Annotated in this window: 18 protein-coding genes; 10 read left to right on the plus strand and 8 right to left on the minus strand. The window is 73.4% G+C overall.

What is annotated here, in order from left to right; genetic code table 11:
• Positions 1 to 18: 18 nt before the first annotated feature.
• On the plus strand, positions 19 to 429 hold the full coding sequence (locus P2T37_RS04395) for a DUF7522 family protein (RefSeq protein WP_276235560.1): 411 nt from the start codon (positions 19 to 21) through the stop codon (positions 427 to 429).
• Here P2T37_RS04395 and P2T37_RS04400 read toward each other — a convergent pair whose 3' ends face one another.
• Both P2T37_RS04400 and P2T37_RS04405 read right to left on the minus strand, forming a co-directional pair.
• On the minus strand, positions 430 to 1,296 hold the full coding sequence (locus P2T37_RS04400) for a TIGR01548 family HAD-type hydrolase (RefSeq protein ID WP_276236211.1): 867 nt from the start codon (positions 1,294 to 1,296) through the stop codon (positions 430 to 432).
• A 2-nt stretch (positions 1,297 to 1,298) separates the two neighbouring features.
• The gene (locus P2T37_RS04405; RefSeq protein WP_276235561.1) at positions 1,299 to 1,706 is read right to left on the minus strand and encodes a UPF0146 family protein; all 408 of its coding nucleotides are present in this window, start codon (positions 1,704 to 1,706) and stop codon (positions 1,299 to 1,301) included.
• A 39-nt stretch (positions 1,707 to 1,745) separates the two neighbouring features.
• Here P2T37_RS04405 and P2T37_RS04410 point away from each other — a divergent pair, with 39 nt between their 5' ends.
• Positions 1,746 to 2,267, plus strand: coding sequence for an archaemetzincin family Zn-dependent metalloprotease (locus P2T37_RS04410; protein WP_276235562.1), 522 nt, complete (start codon positions 1,746 to 1,748; stop codon positions 2,265 to 2,267).
• Positions 2,268 to 2,443: 176 nt separating this feature from the next.
• On the opposite strand, the gene P2T37_RS04415 is transcribed toward P2T37_RS04410, so the two are convergent.
• A complete protein-coding gene (locus P2T37_RS04415) occupies positions 2,444 to 3,463 on the minus strand; it encodes an HNH endonuclease (protein ID WP_276235563.1) in 1,020 nt (339 codons plus the stop codon).
• A gap of 144 nt (positions 3,464 to 3,607) precedes the next feature.
• Here P2T37_RS04415 and P2T37_RS04420 point away from each other — a divergent pair, with 144 nt between their 5' ends.
• Genes P2T37_RS04420 through P2T37_RS04435 form a run of 4 tightly spaced genes read left to right on the plus strand, consistent with a single transcriptional unit; the run spans position 3,608 to position 11,191 of the window.
• The gene (locus P2T37_RS04420) at positions 3,608 to 7,630 is read left to right on the plus strand and encodes a transglutaminase domain-containing protein (protein ID WP_276235564.1); all 4,023 of its coding nucleotides are present in this window, start codon (positions 3,608 to 3,610) and stop codon (positions 7,628 to 7,630) included.
• Entirely contained in the window at positions 7,630 to 8,253 is a 624-nt protein-coding gene (locus P2T37_RS04425; RefSeq protein ID WP_276235565.1) for a DUF7269 family protein, read from the plus strand. Before P2T37_RS04420 ends, P2T37_RS04425 begins: the two co-directional genes overlap by 1 nt.
• A complete protein-coding gene (locus P2T37_RS04430; protein ID WP_276235566.1) occupies positions 8,250 to 9,533 on the plus strand; it encodes a DUF58 domain-containing protein in 1,284 nt (427 codons plus the stop codon). Before P2T37_RS04425 ends, P2T37_RS04430 begins: the two co-directional genes overlap by 4 nt.
• On the plus strand, positions 9,530 to 11,191 hold the full coding sequence (locus P2T37_RS04435) for a hypothetical protein (protein ID WP_276235567.1): 1,662 nt from the start codon (positions 9,530 to 9,532) through the stop codon (positions 11,189 to 11,191). Before P2T37_RS04430 ends, P2T37_RS04435 begins: the two co-directional genes overlap by 4 nt.
• On the opposite strand, the gene P2T37_RS04440 is transcribed toward P2T37_RS04435, so the two are convergent.
• Both P2T37_RS04440 and P2T37_RS04445 read right to left on the minus strand, forming a co-directional pair.
• On the minus strand, positions 11,192 to 12,145 hold the full coding sequence (locus P2T37_RS04440; protein ID WP_276235568.1) for an AAA family ATPase: 954 nt from the start codon (positions 12,143 to 12,145) through the stop codon (positions 11,192 to 11,194).
• 59 nt (positions 12,146 to 12,204) lie between these two features.
• Positions 12,205 to 13,140 (minus strand): alpha/beta hydrolase, encoded by a 936-nt coding sequence (locus P2T37_RS04445; protein ID WP_276235569.1) that lies wholly within the window; start codon positions 13,138 to 13,140, stop codon positions 12,205 to 12,207.
• A gap of 176 nt (positions 13,141 to 13,316) precedes the next feature.
• Between P2T37_RS04445 and katG the strand changes: the two genes are divergently transcribed.
• Together katG and P2T37_RS04455 are read left to right on the plus strand one after the other, a co-directional pair.
• A complete protein-coding gene (gene katG, locus P2T37_RS04450; protein ID WP_276235570.1) occupies positions 13,317 to 15,458 on the plus strand; it encodes a catalase/peroxidase HPI in 2,142 nt (713 codons plus the stop codon).
• 200 nt (positions 15,459 to 15,658) lie between these two features.
• Positions 15,659 to 16,000: an MFS transporter gene (locus P2T37_RS04455; RefSeq protein ID WP_382210810.1), complete on the plus strand. Its 342-nt coding sequence runs from the start codon at positions 15,659 to 15,661 to the stop codon at positions 15,998 to 16,000.
• A 60-nt stretch (positions 16,001 to 16,060) separates the two neighbouring features.
• Here the strand turns inward: P2T37_RS04455 and P2T37_RS04460 are convergent, their stop codons facing one another.
• On the minus strand, positions 16,061 to 16,711 hold the full coding sequence (locus tag P2T37_RS04460; protein WP_276235571.1) for a class I SAM-dependent methyltransferase: 651 nt from the start codon (positions 16,709 to 16,711) through the stop codon (positions 16,061 to 16,063).
• Between the two features lie 190 nt (positions 16,712 to 16,901).
• On the opposite strand from P2T37_RS04460, the gene P2T37_RS04465 reads away from it, so the two are divergent.
• The gene (locus P2T37_RS04465) at positions 16,902 to 18,806 is read left to right on the plus strand and encodes a S9 family peptidase (RefSeq protein WP_276235572.1); all 1,905 of its coding nucleotides are present in this window, start codon (positions 16,902 to 16,904) and stop codon (positions 18,804 to 18,806) included.
• Between the two features lie 45 nt (positions 18,807 to 18,851).
• Here the strand turns inward: P2T37_RS04465 and P2T37_RS04470 are convergent, their stop codons facing one another.
• Both P2T37_RS04470 and P2T37_RS04475 read right to left on the minus strand, forming a co-directional pair.
• The gene (locus tag P2T37_RS04470) at positions 18,852 to 19,301 is read right to left on the minus strand and encodes a universal stress protein (RefSeq protein WP_276235573.1); all 450 of its coding nucleotides are present in this window, start codon (positions 19,299 to 19,301) and stop codon (positions 18,852 to 18,854) included.
• Between the two features lie 262 nt (positions 19,302 to 19,563).
• The gene (locus P2T37_RS04475) at positions 19,564 to 20,847 is read right to left on the minus strand and encodes a DUF4352 domain-containing protein (RefSeq protein WP_276235574.1); all 1,284 of its coding nucleotides are present in this window, start codon (positions 20,845 to 20,847) and stop codon (positions 19,564 to 19,566) included.
• A gap of 96 nt (positions 20,848 to 20,943) precedes the next feature.
• Between P2T37_RS04475 and P2T37_RS04480 the strand changes: the two genes are divergently transcribed.
• On the plus strand, positions 20,944 to 21,801 hold the full coding sequence (locus P2T37_RS04480; protein ID WP_276235575.1) for a hypothetical protein: 858 nt from the start codon (positions 20,944 to 20,946) through the stop codon (positions 21,799 to 21,801).
• Positions 21,802 to 21,832 lie beyond the last annotated feature (31 nt).

The following is a 21,832-nucleotide window of genomic DNA, read 5'->3' on the forward strand; positions in this document are numbered from 1 at the left end:
AGTGGGTATGGGTGGCGTATGCCACTCACGGGAGCCTCGACGCTCGTCTCGTTCGACGGCGACGCGGCGACGGCGGCGGTGCGCGAGGCGGCCGGCGACGGGGTCGCCTCCGTCTCGGCGTTCACGACCGACGACTTCGAGATACTGTACGTCTCCGACGACGTACTCGCGCTCTACCGCGACGAGGCCCACCTCCGGGAGCACTACGACGAGGTGCTGTCGCACCTCAACATGGACATCCTCGAGAAGGAGGTGTACGAGGGGACGCTGTTGCCCAACGCGGGCCGCGTCCGCGCCAGCGTCACGTACATGGACGACCTGACGCTGCTCCGCGTCGTCGTCGAGGAGGAGGGCCTCTACATCGCGCTCCAGCCGGACGCGCCCGTCAGGACCGTCGTTGACGCCGTCGAGCCGGTGTTGTTCGACTAGTCACTCGACGAGGTCGGGGAGGTCGTTCACCGAGTCGATGACCGCGGTCGCGCCCGCCGCCTCGTACTTCTCACGGCCCGACGCGCCCGTCAGCCCGCCCGTCAGGACCCCGACCCCGTGGTAGTCGCGTTCCGGGTCGGCCTCGGCGGCGTTGACCGCCGTCTCGATGTCGTCGAGGGTGTCCCCGACGAAGACGACCGAGTCCGCGCCGAACCGCTCGGCGAGCGTCACGAGCGCGCGGGGGTGGGGCTTCCCCTCCTCCCAGTCGTCCATCGTGAAGCGGCGCTCGTCGGGGAGGTCGAGCCCGACGCGGTCGAGCGCGATGTCGGCCTCGGCGGCGGGCCGGCCCGTGACGACGCCCACGTCGAAGCGCGCGAGCAGGTCGTCGCGGGCGTCGGGGTCGAGCAGCAGCGGCTCGTCCTCGATGTAGCCGTCCGCGTCGATGTCCGGCTCCGCGCCCTCCAGGTCGCGGTAGCGGTCGCTCCCGAGGTAGAGCTGCTGGAACACCGCGTGCAGGCGCTCGCGGTCCCACGCGTCGTACACCGTCTCGCGGTCGTGGGGGTCGAGGTGGTCCGCGACGACGGTCTCGGCGCCCGCGAGCCCCCCGCCGGAGGCCCCGACCTTGTCCGTGAAGGTGTCGAGCGAGAGCGGGAAGCCGACGCGGCGCGCGAGCACGTACAGCGCGGCCGCGTAGGTGAGCTCCCAGTCGTTGTTGAAGCCGCCGGCGTCCTTGAACGCCTGCACGTCGTCGCGCTCGATGGTGTCGCCGTGAACGCGCTCGACGGCGTCCACGATGGCCCGCCGGTAGGAGTCGGCCACGTCCACGAGCACGCCGTCGATGTCGAGCACCACGGCGTCGGCCCGGATGGTCATACGCGGGGTACCCGGTCGGGGACCGTAAACAGCGTGTCTCCCGGCAGGGTTCGCGGCGCGGCCTCGACCACGGCCGGGTCGGCCCCGAGGGTCGTGAACGCCCACGCCGCGCCGGCGCGCTCGGCTATCGCGACGAGCGGGCGCTGGAGCTCCGGCGGACAGTTCAGCGCGTACACGAGGTCGGCCTCCGCGTAGACGGCCGGGTCGGGGTCGGTGGCGTCGTCGCGGACGAACGCGACCCCCTCTGGCACGTCGCGCGCGACCACGTCCGTCGCGGTCACGGCGCGCCCCCGCTCGGCGAGGGCCGCGGCCACGTCCGGCCGGCGACCCACCCCCACCTCGACGGCGCGTTCGGGGGCTAAGGCGGCGAGGGCGTCGGCGAGCGCCCGGCGACGGTCGGTCACGGCGGAACCCTTACCACCCGCCTCGCCTAACGGTTTCGTATGCACGTCGATATCGTTCCGGTGGGCGACGTCCCCGCCGTGGTAAAGCGGGAGGCGTCGTCGGGGCTGCGGTCGGTCTACGACTGCGAGGTGACGATACACGAGGCACAGGAGGTCCCCGAGAACGCCTACGACGCCTCGCGCAAGCAGTACCGCGCGGAGGAGTTCATCGAGCTCGCCTCCCGCGTCGGCTCCGGCGAGAAGAACATCGCCGTCACGCCGAACGACCTCTACTACCGCCGCCGGAACTACGTCTTCGGGCTCGCGTACCTGTCTGGCAACGGCTCCGTCGTCTCCACCCACCGCCTCCAGACCTCCTCGGACGGCGGTATCGCCAACAAGTCCGCGGCCGACGTGTTCGCCGACCGCGTCCGCAAGGAGGTCGTCCACGAGATCGGCCACACCGTCGGGCTGGAACACTGCGACAACAACCGCTGCGTGATGAACTTCTCGCCGACCGTCCGCGAGGTGGACGTGAAGGAGCAGAACCTCTGCGGCTCCTGCCAGCGGCAGGTGCTCTAGAACACCCACTTTTTCCTCGGAGGTTCACGCCCTACGGGCGTTCACCCCCGGCAAAACCTGGTGGAAAATATGCGGGCGTACTCCCTCCGCGCGCCTCCGGCGCGCTCCCGTCCGTGCGCCCTACGGCTCGCCCGAGGCGAGCCGTGAACCGCTCGCTCCGCTCGCGGCTGCTTCTGTCAGTACGGTCGGTCCTCGGCGTACGCCTTCAGTTCCTCGTTGAACGTGTCGCCGTCGGCACCGTGGTGGCGTCGGCGGTGACAGTTCGGGCACAGCGCGACGACGTTTCCCGGGTCGTCCGCGCCCCCGTCAGCCCGCCGGTGGAGGTGGTGGACCTCCAGATACGGCTCGCCGTCCCCGTCGCGGAAGGGGGCCGGCTCGTCACATCCCTCACACACCCCGTCGGCGTAGGCGCGGGCGAACTCGCGGACCGACTCGGATCGAGCGTAGCTAGTGCTCCGCGTGGTCGTCGGCCCGCCGGTCGTTTCGCCACCCGTGGCGTGCTCGTACAGGTCCGTCAGGTCCGCGTCGTCGAACTCCGGCGCGTCGTCGGGAACCCCCGACGCGCCCGCGGGGACGAGTTCGAAGCGAACGGCCTCGCGTCGGTCGCCGTTCGCGTCGTCCATCTCCTGCCGGAAGTGGTCGCCGTACTCGTACTCGCCGACGAACGTCACCTCGCCGCCGTCGGCGTTCTCGAACAGGTAGAGCCGTCGCCCGTCCTCGGCGTGATCGCGCACCACGCGGTTGCCGTGCGTCATCTCCATGTCGCCGACCTGTCCCTCCCCGGTGTAGACGAAGGTGTCCCCGCGGAAGCCGTCGTCGTAGCCGTACTGCTCGCCCGCCGCGCCGTAGAAGAGAAACACGAACGGGTAGTCGGCCGAGGGGGCGATGCCGGACTGGCGCATCCCGCCGTACGCGTCGTGGAGTCGGCTCCGGGTGTACGTCGTGCCGCGCTCGAACGGCGCGGCGAGCTCCGTGATCGCGTACTCGCCGTCGCCGCGGAACTCGATCTCGTCGCGGTCGCGGAGTTCCTGAAGCGTCCGGCTTAGGCTCTGTTCCGGCGTCTCCGAGCCGGGAAACCGCGCTTCGAGGTCGTCCAACGACTGTCGGAGCAGTTCGCCCCTCGTCACGGTGTCGCGGCCGGTTCGCGCCCGGAAGCGCGATAGTTCGGCACGGACGGCCTCCCGCCAGACACTCATCGTCGGTCCGTGTCCCGGTTCGATCTTAGCTCTTCGGCCGCCGCGCACGCAAAGTTTCTTATCGCAGTCGCGACACCACCCGGTAACTGTGACCGAGTCCGGGGGGCGGTGTGACGGGGGGACGGCGGCCGCGCCGGGCGACCCGTGAGCGAGGAGTCGCCGTTCGGGTCGACCGGCGGGCGCGAGTACGGGCGCGTCCTCCTGACCGTCGCCTGTATCGTCGCGCTCGTCGTCGCCGCGGCGATGGTGCCGCTGCTGTCGAGCGGCGGCCTCGGGGAGTCGCCCGCCGGCGGCCTCGTGCCGATTCCGGGGTTCGCGGGCGACGCCGAAGGTGCACGGGGGGCTCCCGGCTCGACCGGAAGCGGCGGGGCGAGCGGCCCGACGAGCGGGAGCGGCCTCGGGGCGCTCAACCCCGGCGCGTCCACGGGCGTCGGGGGGTCGCTCGCGGAGGAGAACGCGACGAACCCCTTCCGGACGCTCGGTAGCGAGACGCACTTCGTCGTGGAGGCGTCGCGGACGACGTACTGGCGCACCGGCGCGTACGCCGAGTACACCGGCGAGGGCTGGGAGCGCATCGGCGACGCCGAGCCGTACGACCCGCCGATAGAGGAGCCGGGGCTCCCCGGCAGGGAACTGGAGTACCGGGTGACGCTCCGGCAGTCGGCGAGCGCGGTGCCGACGGCGTGGCGACCCCGGAGCGTCTCGTTCGTCGCGCGCGACCCCGACCTCACGGTGCGGTCGGGCGCGGTTCGCGCCGAGCGCCGACTCCAGGCCGGCACGACGTTCGCGGGCGTTAGCGTCGTCCCCGATCGCCGGCCCGAGGTGTTGCGGAGCGCGGGGCGCGACTACCCCGACGCGATCGCCGAGCGCTACACCCAACTGCCGGAGGATACCTCCGACCGACTCGGCGCGTTCACCGCGAACCTCACGTCGAACGCCTCGTCGCCGTACGAGACGGCTGTCGCGATAGAGGCGTGGCTCGAACGGAACAAGGAATACTCGCTGAACGTCGAGTCCCCGCCGAACGACGACGTCGCCTCGCAGTTCGTCCTCGAGATGGACGAGGGCTACTGCGAGTACTTCGCCACGTCCATGACCGCGATGCTCCGGACGCAGGACATCCCCGCACGCTACGTCGTCGGCTACACCGGCGGCGAGCGCACCGGGGAGAACGAGTACACGGTTCGGGGGATGAACGCCCACGCGTGGGTCGAGGTGTACTTCCCCGACGTCGGCTGGGTCCGCTTCGACCCGACACCCGCGAGCGAACGGATAGCGGCCGAGTCCGCGGCGCTCGGCGGGGGGAGCGGCGACGGGAGCGGCGGTGAAGGCGGCGACGGCGGCCCCACACCGACGCCCGGTCTCGGTGGGGCCGGTGACGTCACGGCGACGGCGACACCCGGCGGAACCGCGACACCGGACGGCGGCGGTGACGGAACGGCAACACCGGACGGCGGTGACGGAACGACGACACCCGACAACGGCGGTGACGGAACGGCAACGCCGGACGGCAGCGGTGACGGAACCGCGACACCCGACAACGGCGGTGACAGCGACGGGACGACCGGTGAACTCGGGGCACTCAACCCCGGCGCGTCCACGGACGTCGGCGGGTCGCTCGCGGAGGAGAACGCGACGAACCCGTTCCAGACGCTCGGCGGGGATACGCACTTCGTCGTCGAGGCGTCGCGGACGACGTACTGGCGCACCGGCGCGTACGGCGGATACACCGGCGAGGGCTGGGAACAGGTCGAAGGGGCCGAGCCGTACGACCCGCCGCTGGACCGGCCGGCGCGCGCCGGCGAGGAACTGGAGTACCGGGTCACCCTCCGACAGTCAACCACGGGCGTACCGACCGCGTGGCGACCCCGGAGCGTCTCGTTCGTCGCGCGCGACCCCGACCTCACGGTGCGGTCGGGCGCGGTTCGCGCCGAACAGCAACTCCCCTCGGGGACGACGTTCACGGGCGTCAGCGTCGTCCCGGAGAGCCGCCCAGAGGTGTTGCGGAGCGCCGGGCGCGACTACCCCGACGCGGTCGCCGAGCGCTACACTCAGCTACCCGACGACACGCGCGAGCGGCTGGGCGCGTTCACCGCGAACCTCACGGCCGACGCCGACTCGCCGTACGAGACGGCTGTCGCGATAGAGGCGTGGCTCGAACGGAACAAGGAGTACTCGCTGAACGTCGAATCCCCGCCGAGCGACGACGTCGCCTCGCAGTTCGTCCTCGACATGGAGGCCGGCTACTGCGAGTACTTCGCCACGTCCATGACCGCGATGCTCCGGACGCAGGACATCCCCGCACGCTACGTCGTCGGCTACACCGGCGGGGAAGCGACGGGGGACGGGGAGTACACCGTCCGGGGGATGAACGCCCACGCGTGGGTCGAGGTGTACTTCCCCGACGTCGGCTGGGTCCGCTTCGACCCGACGCCCGCGAGCGAACGACTGGCGGCCGAGTCCGCGGCGCTCGCCGAAGAAACCGACGGCACCGCGACCCCGACGCCGACGGACGCGCCGGACGACGGAACGAGTACGCCGACACCGACACCCACCCCGACGCCGACACCCACCCCGACACCCACGCCCACACCGACCGACACGCCCGACGACGACACGAGCACGCCGACGCCGACAGCGACCCCGACACCCACACCCACGCCGACACCCACGCCCCGTCCGCCGGTCGAGGTGTCGCTCAATCGGAGCGCGGTGCCGGGAACGACGGTCACCGTGACCGTGACGCGCGGCGGGAGTCCCGTGCCGGACGCGCGCGTCCTGTTCGACGGCGAGCCGGTCGGGCGGACCGACGCCGACGGCGAGGTGGTGGCGGAGGTGCCGTACACCCGGACGCTGGAGATAACGGTCGTCGTGGACGGCGAGCGGGTGGCCGCGGAGTCGATACCGCCGCCCGACGGCGACCGGCAGCGGTCGGTGCCGCCGCCCCGGTTCGCACAGGAGAACACGACGACGACGGTGGCGGTGAACGGGACGCTCGCGGTCGCCGTCTCCGGGGAGGAGCGCACGACGGCCGAGGTGGTGTTCACGGCGACGATAGAGGGCGTTCCCGTCCGGAACGCGACCGTCTCGCGCAACGGCACGGCGGTGGCGACGACCGGAACGAACGGTCGCGCGGCGGTGACGCTGCCCGCGGAACCCGGCACCGTCACGTACACCGTCCGGCGCGGGGAGTTCGCGGCGAACGCGACGCTCGACCTGCCGCGGCTCCGGGTCGAGGCCGAGCCGGTGTGGCCGCTCGCGCTGCCCTTCTCGCCGGTCCGGACGACGGCGCGACTCGGCGACGACCCGGCCGCGGGCGTCCCCGTCACGGTCGGCGGCGCGACGGTCCGGACCGGTCCCGACGGCAACGCCACGCTGACGCTCCCGCTCGGGAGCGAGGCGACGGCCGTCGCCGAGCGGTACGGCCAGCGCGCGACCGTCACGGTGACGAACCTCTACCGGAACACCGCGCTCGTCGCCGCCGGCGCGGCCCTCGTCGTCGCCGGCCTCGCCGTCGCCGCCCGCCGCACCGGGACGGGCCCGCGGAGCCTGCTCGCGCGCCTCCGGGCCGCCCTCGGGTGGGTCGTCCGGACCGTCGCGGGCGTCGTCGTCGGCATCGGCACGGCGCTTGCGGCGGCGTGGCGGCGCGTCGTCGCCGCGGCGCGCGACCTCCGGGCGGCGCTCGCCGACCTGCTCGAACGCCGGCGGACCCTTCCCGAACTGCTCGCCGCGTTCGTCGCCCGTCTGCGCGCGTGGTTCGTCGGCCTCCGCACCCGCGCCGAGGACCGCTACGCGGCCGTGACGGGCGACGGGGCCGCGACGGCCGCGGGCGCCGCCGAACCGACCCCCGAGAGCCAACTCACCCTGCGGGAGGTGTGGGGCCGCTTCGTCGCGCTGACGACCGTTCGCCGGCCCGAGACCCGCACGCCCGGCGAGATCGCGACGCACGCCGTGGAGACCGACGGCCTCCCCGCCGACCACGTCCGCACGCTCCGGGACGCCTTCCGGGCCGTGGAGTACGGGTCGCTCGACCCGGACGAGCACCTCGCGCGGGCCGACGAGGCGCTCGCCGCGCTGGAGGCCGCGCTCGCCGAACCGGACGGCGAGGACCGCGAGGACCGCGACGGCGCGCCCGACGGCCCCGCGCCCGCGGGGGGTGACGACTGATGGCCCTGAGCCGGTGGCAACAGGTCGTCGGGGGGCTCGTCGTCGCGGCGCTCGCCGGGACGGTCGTACTCGTCGCCCGCCCCGAACTCGCCGCGGCGCTCCCCACCGGGAGCGAGCTGGTCGAGGCGGCCGCGACCCTCGACCCGACGACCGTGGGCGTCGGGGCGGCGGTCGCGCTCGGCGCCCTGCTCGCGCTGCTGGTCGCGTTCACCCGGAGCGCCGCGACCGACGACGACCGGTTCGACCGCCTGCGCGAGCGGCCGCCGGAGGCCGTCACCGCCGACGAGGCGACCAGGACCGGCTCGGGGTTCGACGAGGACCTCGACAGGGCGGAGCGGGGCGTCGAACGGGGTATCGAGGCGACGCGCGACCGCCTCGCGGAACTGGCGGCGCGCGTCCACGCCGCGGAGACGGGCGACCCGGTGCCGGCGGCCCGCGAGGCCGTGACCGCCGGCGCGTGGACCGACGACCGGACCGCGGCCGCCTTCCTCGGCGGCCCGGAACTCACCTACTCGGTGGTTGCGCGGCTCCGGCTGTGGCTCGACCCCGAGACCGAGCGCCGCCGGCGGGTGGCCGCGACGGTCGCGGCCGTCCGCGAGCGCGCCGACGGGGGTGCGCCGTGACCCGCCGCGTGGCGCTCGCGTCGGTGCTACTGTTCGCCGGCGTCGGCGTCCTGTTCGCCTCGCCGACCGCGCTCGTCGCCGCCGTCGTCCCGCTCGCGTACGTCGTCGCGGACGCCGCGAGCGCGGTGCCGGCCTCGCCCGCGATAGCCGTCGAGCGGTCGCTGTCGCCCGCCTCCCCGACACCCGGCGACCGCGTGACGGTGACGCTCTCGCTTTCGAACGAGGGGGAGAGCGCGCTCGCCGACGTGCGGGTCGTCGACGGCGTCCCCGACGCGCTCGCGGTGGTCGAGGGCTCCCCCCGGGCCGCGGTCGCGCTCCCGGTCGACGGGAGCGCCGAGGTGTCCTACGAGGTGGTCGCGAAGCGGGGCGACTTCGCGTTCGGCGACCCGACCGTGCGCCTGCGCCCGACCGTCGGCGACGACCCGGCGACGGCGACCCTGCCGGTCGCGGGCGCGACGGCGCTCGAATCGCGGGGGACGGCCGCGCCGCCCCGGCCGGAGGCCGCGCGCCTGCAGGCCGGCACGCTGACGACGGACCGGAGCGGGCAGGGCATCGAGTTCCGCTCCGTCCGCGAGTACCGCCACGGCGACGCGCTCTCGCGGCTGGACTGGCGGCGGCTGGCGAAGACGGGCGAACTCGCCACCGTCGAGTACCGCGAGGAGCACGCGCTGCGACTGCTCGTCCTCGTGGACGCGCGCCCGGAGACGCGGACCGTCCCCGAACCGGGCTACCCGACGGGCGGGGAGGCCGCGGCGTACGCCGGGCGGGTGCTGTACGACGCGCTCCGGAGCGGGGGCCACGTCGCGGGCGCGGCCGCCGTCGGCCTCCCGAACGGGTACCTCCCCGAGGGCCACGCCGGCGACGGGCTGGCGTGGGTGGACGACCGCGACCCGCGCGACCCGACCGCCGTCTTCGAGCGGGCCGAGGCCGCGGGTGCGGCCACCGACACGACGGCCCAGCGGGCGATACGCGACGACGCGGCGGTCGGGCGCGTACTCGGCCGCCTGCGCCCGAACACCCACGTCGTGTTCGTCACGCCGCTCGCGGACGACTGGCCGACGACGCTGGCCCGGCGGCTGACCGTCGCGGGCCACCCGCTCACCGTCGTCAGTCCGGACGGCACCGGCGACTCGACGCCGGGCGGCGAGGTGGCGGCGCTCGAACGCCGCCTCCGCCTGCGCGCGGTGCGCCTGCTCGGGGCCGACACGGTGGACTGGGACCGCGACCGACCGCTGCGGGCCAGCCTCGAAACCTCGGTTCGCGAGGTGTTGAGCCGATGAGCGCCGGGGACGGTCCCCCGAGCCGGAACTGGGAGCCGCCGCGGCTGACGACGGCGCTCGTCGCGCTCGTCGCCGTCGCCGCGGTCGCCGTGCTGGCCGCGGCCGCGGACCTCCTGGCCCCGGCGGCCGTCGGCGTCGTCGGCGCGGCGTCGTTCGCCGGCGCGCTGTGGGCCGTCGGGCGCGAACGCTACCGGGTCGTCGGGGCCCTCGTCGGGAGCGTGCTGTTCGTCCCCGTCGGCCTCTGTCTCGCGGGCGCGCTCGCCGCGACGGTACTGGTCCAGTACGCGACGGCGTTCCCGGCGCCGACCCCCGCCGACATCGTGACGCCGACGCTCCGCATCGCGGCGACGACGGCGCTCGTCGGCTGCGGCTTCCTCGCCGTCCTCGGCGCGTGTGCGCAGGGCCGGCCGCTGGAGACGGGGAACGTCCGCCGCTCGGTCGGCGTCACCGGGAAGCTCGCGGCCGTTCCGCTCGCCGTCGGGCTGGGCGGCGCGGCGCTCGCGGTGCTCGCCTCGCCGGAGGTACAGCCGACGTTCGACCCGTTCACGCTCGTCGCGGCCGGCCTCGACGCGGCGGCCACCGTGCTGCTCTCGCCGCCGGACCCGGTCGCCGCGACGGAGGGTGTCGGGCGGCTGGCCGGCGAGGTCGCGCTCGCCACGTTCGCCCTGGTGGCGACGCTCGCCGTCGCCGCGGCCCGCAGCATCGTCCGCTCGCTTCCGATAACGGAACTCGCGGCCGGGCCCGAGACGGAGCGGCTCCGCGCAACGGTCGACCGCGTCGAGCGGCTGTTGGGACAGGTCCTCCTCGGGGCCGTGTTCGCCCTCTTCCCGCTCGTGGCCGTCGCCGACATCGCGCTGTCGCGGCGGGCGCTCGCGGACCTCGCCGGCCCCGCGACGACCGACCTCGCGTACGCCGCGGCGCTGAGCGGTCCCCTCCGCGCGCTCGCCGTCGGCCTCGTCGCGCTCGCCGTCGTCGTCCGGCTGGTCGTCGCCGGCCTGCGCCGCGTCGTGCGCGGGAGGTCGGGCGAGGCGTTCCTGCCCGCCGTGCCGTGGCTCGTCGGCCTCGGTGCCGTCCCGGTCGCTTCGGCGGTCGCCGGCCCCGCGCTCGACGCGGCGATACCCGCGGTGGCGACGCGGCTCTCGGGGTTCGAGGACGTCTTCACGGAGCTCGCGACGGGCGTCGTCGCCTTCTACGGCCCCGGCATCGTCGCCACGCTGCTCGTCGGCGTCGCGTTCGTCGCCACGGCGACCGTCGCGACCGGGGTGTACTTCCTCCTGCGCACGGGCCTGCTCGCGTCCGCGACGGCCGGCAGCACGCTCGCCGGGGCGGGTGTCGTCGGCGCCGCGGCGTTCGGGGCCGCCGTGGACCTGCCGCTCGCGCTCGTCGTCGGGGCGACGGGCGCGGGCCTCGCCGTCGCGGACCTCGGCCGACACGCCCGGACGCTCGGGCGCGAGGTCGGCCGCGCCGGGACGACCTACCCCGTGGAACTGGTGCGCGGCGGGGCGGCCGCAGTCGTCGCGGTGCTGGCGGCGGGTGCGGCGCTGGCGGCGAGCCGCGTCGCGCTCGGGGGCGTCGTCACGGCGCTCCCGGCGGCGATGCCGCTGACGCTGACGCTCGGCTGTGCGGGGACGCTGGTGCTGCTGTTGTGGGCGCGGTGACTACTCGGCCCCGGGCGGGACGGTCACCCGGTCGAGGACCGCCTCGGCCACGTCGTGCGGGTCGACGTCGCCGACCGACGCCTCCGTGGTGAGGACGAGCCGGTGGGCGAACACCGGGCGGACGACCCGCTTCACGTCGTCCGGAACGGCGTAGTCGCGGCCCGCGAGGACCGCGGCGGCCCGGACCGCCTCGAACGTCCGCTGGATGCCGCGCGGCGAGACGCCGACGCGGACGCGGGAGTCCTCGCGGGTGGCGCGCGCGAGGTCCACGATGTAGTCGCGGAGCTTCCCCTCGACGTCGACCGTCTCGACGGCCGCCTGCATCCCCGAGACGGTGCCCTCGTCGAGCACGCGGCCGACCGAGGGCGCGGAGACGGTGCGGTCGGCCCGCAGGTCGAGCAGGCGGCGCTCGCCGGCCCGGTCCGGATAGCCCATCTCGGTCTTGAACATGAAGCGGTCGCGCTGGGCCTCCGGCAGCCGGAAGGTCCCCTCCTGCTCGACGGGGTTCTGCGTCGCGATGACGAAGAACGGGTCGGGCAGGTCGTACGTCTCGCGGTCCACCGTCACCTGTCCCTCCCCCATCGCTTCGAGGAGAGCCGCCTGCGTCTTCGGCGGCGCGCGGTTTATCTCGTCGGCGAGCACCACGTTCGCGAATATCGGCCCGCGCTGGAAGGTGAACCCCCCCGTGGACTCGTCGTAGATGGTCGAGCCGGTGATGTCGGCGGGCAGGAGGTCGGGCGTGAACTGGATACGGCGGAAGTCGAGGCCGAGCGCGTCGGCGAACGAGCGGGCCGTGAGCGTCTTGCCCGTCCCCGGCACGTCCTCCAGCAGCACGTGGCCGTCCGCGAGCACCCCCGCGAGGACGGTTTCGAGGAACTCGTCGTCCGCGATGACTGCGCTCCCCACTTCCCCCAGTACCCGACCACACGCGTCGGTCGCGTCCGTGACCTTCATCGTCCGTTCCCCTCGGGGACGCGGGAAAACGGTTCCGGCGAGCGGACCCGGGGCCGGCCTCAGTCCGCGCCGAACGCGCCCGCGAGGTCACCGGCGAGATCGGCGAGCGCCTCGTCGGCGCGGTCGACGCCGGGCATCGTGGCGAACCCGTGGACCATGTCGTCGTAGTTCACGTAGCGCGTCCCGACGCCGTCCGCGACGAGCTTCTCGGCGTACGCCTTGCCCCCGTCGTGGAGCGGGTCGAAGCCCGCCGTGACGACCGTCGCCGGCGCGACCCCCGAGAGGTCGGCCGCGTTCGTCGGGTCGGCGTAGGGGTTGCGCGTGTGCACGTCGCTCCCGTAGTAGCACTCGCGGAACCACGCGAGGTCCGCGCGCGTGAGGACGATACCGTCGTTCTCGCGGACGGAGTCCTGTTCGGGGTCGACGCCGACGCCGGGGTAGAGGAGCGCCTGATACGCGAGGTCGGGGCCGTCCCGCTCGGCGGCCATCAGCGCCGCGACGGCCGCGAGGGTGCCGCCGGCCGAGTCGCCCGCGACGGCGAGGTCGCCGGTCCCCGCCACCGCCTCGGGGGTCGCGGCCGCCCACTCGACTGCCGCGTACGCGTCCTCGACCGCGGCGGGGAACGGGTGTTCGGGCGCGAGCCGGTAGTCGACCGAGAGGACGCCGCAGCCGCTCTCCCGGGTCAACACGCGGCACAGCCGGTCGTGGGTGTCGAGGCTCCCGAGGACGAAGCCGCCGCCGTGGAAGAAGACGACCGTCGGTAACGGTCCATCCCCCTCGGGGAGATACAGGCGGGCGGGCCGGTCGCCCGCGGGCGTGGGTATCGAGAGGGCGCGCGTCTCGCCGACCGCGGGCGGGTTCCGGTTCCGCAGCCACATCGCCGGTCGGGTGAGCAGCCGCGAGAGCTTCAGGCCGAGCCGGCTGTGCGGGATGGGGAACCGCTCCTGTCGTTCGAGGGCCGCCGTCGCCTGCGGGTGTATCTCGTCTGCGCGCACGACCGAACGTTCGTTCAGTCGCGATATATGGCTTGTGTCGCCGGGGCGCGGCGCGGACGGGGCGTTCGGGTCTCGCCCGGCGGGACTTCGTGTATCCCGTAAATAGCTTGGTGCAGTGTGAAGCGACCGTTACCGGTTGGACAACTTTAACACTCCAAAGAGACAACCTTCCGGGTATGTCCAAGACGAACGAGGAGTGGTGGCCACAGCAGCTCCGACTGGACCCGCTCGACCAGAACGCGGGGGAGACGGACCCGATGGGCGAGGAGTTCGACTACGGCGAGGCGTTCGAGTCGCTCGACCTCGACGCGGTGAAGGAGGACATCGAGGACGTGCTGACCACCTCGCAGGACTGGTGGCCCGCCGACTACGGCCACTACGGCCCGCTGATGATACGGATGGCGTGGCACAGCGCCGGCACGTACCGGACCGTGGACGGCCGCGGCGGCGCGGGCGGCGGCCGCCAGCGCTTCGCCCCGCTCAACAGCTGGCCGGACAACGCGAACCTCGACAAGGCGCGGCGCCTCCTGTGGCCCGTCAAGAAGAAGTACGGGCGCAAGCTCTCGTGGGCGGACCTGATGGTGCTCACGGGTAACGTCGCGCTGGAGTCGATGGGCTTCGAGACGTTCGGCTTCGCCGGCGGCCGCGAGGACGCCTACGCGCCCGACGAGGCCGTCGACTGGGGTCCCGAGGAGGAGATGGAGACGTGGGACCGCTTCGACGAGGACGACCGGCTCGAACCGCCGCTCGGCGCCTCCGTCATGGGGCTCATCTACGTCAACCCCGAGGGCCCGGAGGGGAACCCGGACCCCGAGTGGTCGGCCGACCGCATCCGGCAGACGTTCGACCGGATGGCGATGAACGACGAGGAGACCGCGGCGCTCATCGCCGGCGGCCACACCTTCGGCAAGGTCCACGGCGCGGGCGACCCGGAGAACCTCGGCCCCGAGCCGGAGGCCGCGCCGATGGAGTCGCAGGGCTTCGGCTGGGAGCGCGAGGACACCGACGGCCCGGTGAAGGGCGGCGAGATGATCACGAGCGGTATCGAGGGGCCGTGGACGCAGTCCCCGACCGAGTGGGACATGGGCTACCTGAGCAACCTCCTCGACTACGAGTGGGAGGCGCACAAGGGGCCCGGCGGCGCGTGGCAGTGGAAGCCGACCGACGAGTCGCTGGAGGGAAGCGCGGAGCCGGCCCACGGCGACGAGGGCGCCACCCCGATGATGCTCACCACCGACGTGGCGCTGAAGCGCGACCCCGACTACCGCGAGATAATCGAGGGGTTCCGCGACAACCCGATGCGGTTCGGCATCGCGTTCGCGAAGGCGTGGTACAAGCTCACGCACCGTGACATGGGCCCGCCGGAGCGGTTCCTCGGCCCCGAGGTGCCGGACGAGGTCATGGACTGGCAGGACCCCGTCCCCGCCGTGGACCACGACCTCGTCGGCGACGAGGAGATAGCCGAGCTGAAGGAGACGATACTCGCGACGGACCTGACCCGCACCGAGCTCGTGGAGACGGCGTGGGCCTCGGCCTCGACGTTCCGCGGGAGCGACAAGCGCGGCGGCGCGAACGGCGCGCGCGTCCGGCTCCGCCCCCAGCGCGACTGGGAGGTCAACAAGCCCGAACAGCTCGCGCGCGTGCTGGACACGTACCGCGAGGTCAAGGAGGAGTTCGACGCCTCGCGCGACGACGACGTGCGCGTCTCGCTCGCGGATCTCATCGTGCTCGGCGGCAACGCGGCCGTCGAGGCGGCGGCCGCCGACGCCGGCTACGACGTCGAGGTCCCCTTCGAGCCGGGCCGCACCGACGCCACGCAGGAGCAGACGGACGCCGACTCCTTCGAGGCGCTAAAGCCCCGCTCCGACGGCTTCCGCAACTACGAGGGCGACGCCGACGACCGCCCCGCCGAGGAGGCGCTCGTCGACAAGGCCGACCTGCTCGACCTCACGCCCGACGAGATGACGGTGCTCGTCGGCGGCCTGCGCGTGCTCGACGCGAACTACGACGACTCCGAGCACGGCGTGTTCACGGACGAGCCGGGGACGCTCACGAACGACTTCTTCGCGAACCTCGTCGGCATGGAGACCGAGTGGGAGGCCGTCGACGACGAGGGCACCCGCTTCGAGGGCCGCGACCGCGAGACGGGCGAGGTGACGTGGACCGGCACCCGCGCCGACCTCGTCTTCGGCTCGCACTCCCGGCTCCGCGCCATCGCCGAGGTGTACGCCGCGGACGACGCCGAGGAGCAGTTCGTCGAGGACTTCGTCGAGGCGTGGCACAAGGTCATGGCCGCCGACCGGTTCGACCTGCAGTAACGCCGCACGACCTCTCTCTCTCTCTCCCGTTCTTTCACGCCGGCGAGCGGCCGCGCCGGGCCGGGGGTCGTCCGAGCGGCGACCGGGACCGGCGACCCGCCGGGAACCGTCAACACGTAGCCGTCGGTCTCCGCCGAACGAGTCGAGAACCCGACCCGGCGTCCGCCGACGGTCGCCCGCGACGGGTCGGACGGGAACGCATGCCACCGACGAGCGACACCGACGGGGACGCGCCGCTGCTGTTCGTCTTCCCCCGCCTCGGGACGCTCCCGGCGCTCGTCGCCGCCCTGCTGGTCAGCGGCTTCGCGATCCGGCTGACGCTCGGGCTGTCGTTCACCTACGTCCGCGAGGTGGTCGACCCGCGCGTGGTCGCGACCGCCGTCGCGTTCCGGACCGCCGTCGGGCTGGCGGGCGCGTTCGTCGCCCCGATACTCGGCGGGTCCGTCGTCGACGCGGCCGGCTTCGAGACGGGGTTCGTCGTCGACGCGGCGCTCGGCTGTCTCGGGGTGCTGTTCGCGTGGCGCGCCCCGGAGCCGAGGTGACGACAGGGTCGAGTCGGGCCGTGACCGGCCATCCGCGGGAAGGTGTTTCCACGCGGTCGCTCACGGTGGCGTCGCGACGACGCCGGTGAACGGCGGCACTCGCCACCGACGCCTCTCCTCGACCCGCAACGCCGACTCCTCGACGACCGCCGCGGGGTCGTCGTACAGCCGGCACCCCACCCGGTGGTACTCGTCGTCCGCCCCCCGTTCCTGCAGTTCGCCGAACGGCCACCGCTGCCACTTGTGGTGTTCGAGCAGTCGTATCTCCCCGTCCGGTCGGCACACCCGTCCCATCTCCGCGAGCGCGACGAGCGGGTCGGGAAACGTACACGTCGACAGCGAGGAGACGACCGTGTCGAACGAGTCGTCCGCGAAGGAGAGCCGCTGGGCGTCCATCTGTTTCAGCTCGACGTCGCGGCCGAGTTCCGTCGCTTTCTCCCGGGCCCGAGCGAGCATATCGGCACTGAGGTCGATTCCCACGAGCCGCGCCGTGTCGGGGACGTACCGAAAGGTCCGGCCCGTGCCACACGCGACGTCGAGCACACGCCCGTCGACGTCGCCGAACTGCTTCCGCCGCGGGCGTGCGGCCAGTCGGCGCTTCACCCACGACATCTCGTCGTATTCGGTCGCCTCCTCGTCGTCGTACGCCGCTTTGATTTCGTCGGCCCCTTTCCCCGGTCGTCGGCGGAGTTCCTCCGGTAGCTCCCCCATGGCGGCCGTCTCGGAGCCGGCCCACTACAAGTTTCGGCCCGCTAACAGCTGTGCGACCCGCCCGTTCGTCCGCCGGCCCGGGTCGGTTTTAATAAACGGGGCCGAGTCCCTGCGGGTAGCTGATGTGTGAATGACTAACAGCCGCCGCACAGCGCGATACGGAACGTGGCCGTCGCCGGTCACCGCCGAGATGGTTGCCGGCGCCGGTGTCGACTTCGGACACCTCGCCGTGGCCGGCGACACCGTCTACTGGCGCGAGCAACGCCCCGACGAGGACGGGCGCGGCGTCGTCGTCCGCCACGACGGCGGGTCCCCCGAGGACCACACGCCGGCCGACGTCGACGTCCGGACGCTCGTCCACCAGTACGGCGGCGGCGACTTCGCCGTCCGCGAGGGGACCGTCTTCTTCGCACGGCTCGGCGACCAACGTGTCTACCGGCAGCCCCGCGACGGCGAGCCCGAGGCCATCACGCCCGAGCCGGGGACGGAGGGCGGATTGCGGTACGCGGACTTCGAAGTCGGCCCCGACGGGACCCACGTCTACTGCGTCCGCGAGGACCACGACGCGCCCGCCACCGACGACGCCGTCGACGAGCCGGTGACGACGCTCGTCCGGCTCGCCGCCGACGGGAGCGAGTCCCCCGAGGTGGTGGCCTCGGGTCACGACTTCTACGCCGCTCCGCGGCTCTCGCCGGACGGCACGCGGCTCGCGTGGCTCACGTGGGACCACCCGCGGATGCCGTGGGACGGCACCCACCTGCGGCTCGCGGACGTCGACGACGACGGCGCGCTGTCGAACGAGCGAGTCGTCATGGGCGGCCCCGAGGAGTCCGTCTTCCAGCCCGCGTGGCGCGGCGACGGCACGCTGCACGCGGTGTCCGACCGCACCGGCTGGTGGAACCTGTATCGGCGTGCCGACGACGACTGGGCGGCGTATCGCGAGGAGGCCGCCGAGTACGGCGTCCCACAGTGGCAGTTCGGCTTCGCCACCTACGGCTTCCTCGACGACGGGCGCGTCGCGACGGTCGTCACCCGCGAGGGTGAACAGTCGCTCGAACTCCTCGCGCCCGACGGGACGCGAAGCGTCCCCGACGTGTCGTTCGGGGCCATAAACCCGCGGCTCCGGACGGACGGCGAGTCCGTCTACGTCGTCGTCAGCGACCCGACGACGCCGGCGCGGGTCGTCCGGTGGACGCCGGACGAGGGCGTCACGACGCTGCGGTCCGGTAGCGACGTCGACCTCGACGACGCGTACGTCTCCACGCCGGAGCACGTCACCGTCCCCACGCGCGACGGGGCCGCCGCCCACGCGTTCGTCTACCCGCCGACCAACCCGGACGTCGACCCGCCCGGGGACGAACGCCCCCCGGCCGTCGTGTTCGCGCACGGCGGGCCGACGAGCGCCACCGGGCCCGCCTTCGACCTCGGGAAGCAGTTCTTCACGTCGCGCGGCGTCGCCGTCGTGGACGTGAACTACCGCGGCTCGACCGGGTACGGGCGCGACTACCGCGAGGCGCTGTACGGGAACTGGGGGGTGACCGACGTCGAGGACTGTATCGACGCCGCCACCCACCTCGCCGAGGGCGGCCGTATCGACCCCGACCGCGTGGCGGTCAGGGGCGGGAGCGCCGGCGGGTTCGTCGCGCTGTCGACGCTCGCGTTCCACGACGCCGTGGCCGCGGGGACGAGCTACTACGGGGTCGCCGACCTCGGGCGGCTCGCCGAGCTGACCCACAAGTTCGAGTCGCGGTACCTCGACACCCTCGTCGGGCCGTATCCCGAAGCCGCGGACACCTACGACGCCCGGTCGCCCGTGAACCACGCCGACGAGATCGACGCGCCGGCGCTGTTGCTCCAGGGCGAGGACGACCGGGTCGTGCCGCTGTCACAGGCCGAGGAGATGGTCGAGGCGCTGACCGCGAGCGACGTGCCCCACGAGCTCGTGGTGTTCGACGGCGAGCGACACGGGTTCCGGCGGGCGCGGTCCCGCCGCCGCGCCCACGAGCTGGAGCTCGCCTTCTACGGCGAGGTGTTCGGCTTCGAGCCGGCGGACGAGGTGCCCGACGTCGACCTGTCCGCGGGCGGCGAGTTCTAGACGCTCGGTCGTCGGGAGGGCGCGCCCGTCACCGCGCGGCCGCCGTCACTCCTCGACGGCGGTCTTCACGACGGTCGTCGGGCGGGTCGTCAGCCTGAGCACGCGGTCGGTGACGCTCCCGAGCAGGGCGCGGTACTCGTCCGGGCGGTGTTTGGTCCCGAGCACGAGCAGGTCCGCGTCGTGGTCGTCGGCGTAGCGGACGATGGCCTCGTCGGGGCGACCGTGTCGCATCGCCGTCTCGACGTCGACGCCGGCGGCCGCCGCCCGGTCCCGGAGCGCGCCGAGCGCCTCCTCCCCGAGTTCCTCCAGGCCGTGTTCCGGCCCCTCGGCCTCGTCGACGTACTCGTCGCCGCTGTAGGCCGTCACGACGGCCTCGTCCACGACGTAGAGGACGTGGAGTACGGCGTCGTGTGCGGCGGCGAGGTCGAGCGCGTGCGCCTCGGCGCGTTCGGAGGCGACGGTGCCGTCCGTCGAAAGCAGGATGCTGTCGTACATACGTCCCGAGTAACGCGTCGGGCGGCATAAACTCGGACGCCGAGTCCCGGTTTCGGAGAACGGGACGAACCCGGTCGTTTCGGCGGTCGTGCCGACCCGCGAACGCGTTCGGGGGCGACCGTTCGTCGGAGAGTGACGGCTCGGAGTTAACGACTCGTCACACGGGGCTCGGAGGGGGTAACTGTCGTCATCGCCGTCGGGTGAACGCGACGACGGCGACGGGCAAAAGCCCTCCCACTCGCCCGGCCCGCGGGGAGTACCGCTACGGCGCCTCGACGAGGAAGGTGACGCCGAACGGCTGGAAGCGGTACTCGAACGACTCCTCGCCGTCCGCAGTCGTCGTCGTGCGGATGGTCGCGCTCTCGCCGGGCGGGATGCGCGCGACCAGTTCGTCGTTCCCCGCGAGCAGACCGTCCCACGAGTCGTCGTCCGGCAGCCGCCACTCGATAGCGCCGCGGAACGTGCCCGTGGCCTCCCCGGTGTTCGCGACGGTGAACGCGAGCGGCTGTTCGCCGTTCCCGTCGACGAAGGTGTCCGGGACGTCCACGTCCGTCAGCTCGAAGCTCGGGAACCGAACGTCCGACAGCCCGAGGTCCCAGACGGCGTCGGCGGCCGCGGTCGGCGAGTCGCGGTAGTGGTTCACGGCGGCGTCCGGGACCGCGTCGCGGGCGACGCGGAACAGCAGCCAGCCGGTCCGTCGGCTCCCCGGGTTCACGTTCGCGCCGGCGAGCGGCTCGCCGTCGAGCGTCGTCACCTCGGCGTCGGGCGACAGCGCCGCCGCCCCGGCGAAGTCGACCGCGTCCCCCTCGAACCGGGCCGCGGAGTTGCCCGTGTTCTCGACCGTCGCCTCCACGACCGCGAAGGTCTGGTCCGACAGAGTGGTGTAGAGGCCGTAGCGCTCGGCCGAGTTGAAGCCGCGGGAGATGGTCTCGGGGTGGTACAGCGCGTCCTCGAAGGCGACCCCGGAGACGCGCATCCGGAGGTCGCCGCCGAGCGGGAGCGTCTCGCCCGTGCTCCCGGTGTGGGGCGCGACGGCGAGGACGGCGGCGTCCTCGTCGGCCACGGGAAGCGTTCCGTCGTCGGTCCGCACGGTAGCGTCGTAGCCGCCCGCGAACAGCGGAGTCACCGTCTCGCTCGTCACCGTCACCGTTTGCCCCGACGGGACCTCCTCGTCGGGCAACGAGAGCTCCCCGACGAGCGGCTCCGCGACCGTGCTGACGCGGCTCTCGGCGGAGAGTTCGCCGCCGAGCCGTCCGGGCTCCCCGCCCCGGTTACCGACGGTCAGTTCGACCGGGCTCCCGGCGTCGACCGTGAGCGACTCGCCCTCGGCCCACGCGGCGTCGTAGACGGCGAATTCCGCGGGCCCCTCGGTGGTCTCTATCTCCGGTTCGGGGGTCGACGTGGCCGTCCCGGTGCCGGCCGCCGTCGCGGTCCCCGCGTCCCCGCCGGGGCGGTCGCCGTCCTCGTTCCCGTCGCCGCCCATGCAGCCGGCGAGTCCGGCGGCGCCGAGCGTTCCGACCGTCGTGACGAATACTCGTCTGTTCATCCGTACCGACCGCACCCGGCGGACGGTCGTTATCCCACCCCTCGGGGAACTTCGCCGCGGCGTGACCTGTTGCCCCTTCCCCACCTCCCGGGCGGTGTGAACGACACGAACACCGACACCGATTCGCTCGTGACGCGGCGAACGCTCGTCGGCTCCGCCGGGGCCGTCGGGGCCGCGCTGTTGGCCGGCTGTAGCTCCGACGGCGGAACCGCGAGCGGCGGGGGCGACGACCCGACCGGGACAGGGACCGCGACGGCGACGGACGCGAACGGAGCGACGGACGACCCCGGGACGGCGACCGCCGGGTCGCTGTCCGACACGGGGCGCATCGACTCCGCCGAGGACTTCGAGACGGTGTGGAACGACCCCGAGACGTGGCAGGGGCGGGAGATACGGGCGGAAGGGGAACACTCCGGCACGACCGAGACCGGCTACGACGCGTTCTGGCTGGTCGACGGGGACGGCCGCACGGACCGGCTGTTCCTCCTGCGGACGTACCGCGGGTTCTCGCCCGGCGACGCGATGTCCTTCGGGGGGACGGTCGAGAGCGCCGAGACCGTGCAGGACGTGCCGGTGCTCTACGTCGCCGACGCGGACGTGACCGGGGGCGAGCAGTTCGAGTCGCCCGGCGAGGACGGGCTGATAACGAACGGGAGCCAGTACCGGTACTTCGCGGAGAACCCGCACAAGACGACGGACGAGCCGGTCCGCGGGCGCGCGCTGACGGACGGCGAGCGCCGGTCCGGCTACACGCGCGCCGGACTGGTCACCCCGGAGGGCGACCTCGTCGGTGCGGGCGGCGCGACGGCGTGGCTCGAGACCGAGGAGTCGCTCGAACGGGGGGCGCGGTTCGACTTCGCCGGAACGGTCGAGCGGTACGAGTCGTCGAGCGGCCGGACGGCGATGTACGTCGCCGACGTGCGGGTCTCGAACGTCTCGACGCCGACCGAGTGACGCGGCGGCGCGCCGTCGCCGGAACCGCCGG

It is taken from the genome of Halosegnis marinus, from assembly GCF_029338355.1.
GTDB classification, from domain to species: domain Archaea; phylum Halobacteriota; class Halobacteria; order Halobacteriales; family Haloarculaceae; genus Halosegnis; species Halosegnis marinus.

Bases quoted from the DNA above. Each gene is read 5' to 3' on its own strand.
- P2T37_RS04395 (WP_276235560.1), top strand. From the start codon at position 19: ATGCCACTCACGGGAGCCTCGACGCTCGTCTCGTTCGACGGCGACGCG.
- P2T37_RS04410 (WP_276235562.1), top strand. From the start codon at position 1,746: ATGCACGTCGATATCGTTCCGGTGGGCGACGTCCCCGCCGTGGTAAAG.
- P2T37_RS04415 (WP_276235563.1), bottom strand. From the start codon at position 3,463: ATGAGTGTCTGGCGGGAGGCCGTCCGTGCCGAACTATCGCGCTTCCGG.
- P2T37_RS04425 (WP_276235565.1), top strand. From the start codon at position 7,630: ATGGCCCTGAGCCGGTGGCAACAGGTCGTCGGGGGGCTCGTCGTCGCG.
- P2T37_RS04435 (WP_276235567.1), top strand. From the start codon at position 9,530: ATGAGCGCCGGGGACGGTCCCCCGAGCCGGAACTGGGAGCCGCCGCGG.
- P2T37_RS04440 (WP_276235568.1), bottom strand. From the start codon at position 12,145: ATGAAGGTCACGGACGCGACCGACGCGTGTGGTCGGGTACTGGGGGAA.
- katG (WP_276235570.1), top strand. From the start codon at position 13,317: ATGTCCAAGACGAACGAGGAGTGGTGGCCACAGCAGCTCCGACTGGAC.
- P2T37_RS04455 (WP_382210810.1), top strand. From the start codon at position 15,659: ATGCCACCGACGAGCGACACCGACGGGGACGCGCCGCTGCTGTTCGTC.
- P2T37_RS04460 (WP_276235571.1), bottom strand. From the start codon at position 16,711: ATGGGGGAGCTACCGGAGGAACTCCGCCGACGACCGGGGAAAGGGGCC.
- P2T37_RS04465 (WP_276235572.1), top strand. From the start codon at position 16,902: ATGGTTGCCGGCGCCGGTGTCGACTTCGGACACCTCGCCGTGGCCGGC.
- P2T37_RS04470 (WP_276235573.1), bottom strand. From the start codon at position 19,301: ATGTACGACAGCATCCTGCTTTCGACGGACGGCACCGTCGCCTCCGAA.
- P2T37_RS04475 (WP_276235574.1), bottom strand. From the start codon at position 20,847: ATGAACAGACGAGTATTCGTCACGACGGTCGGAACGCTCGGCGCCGCC.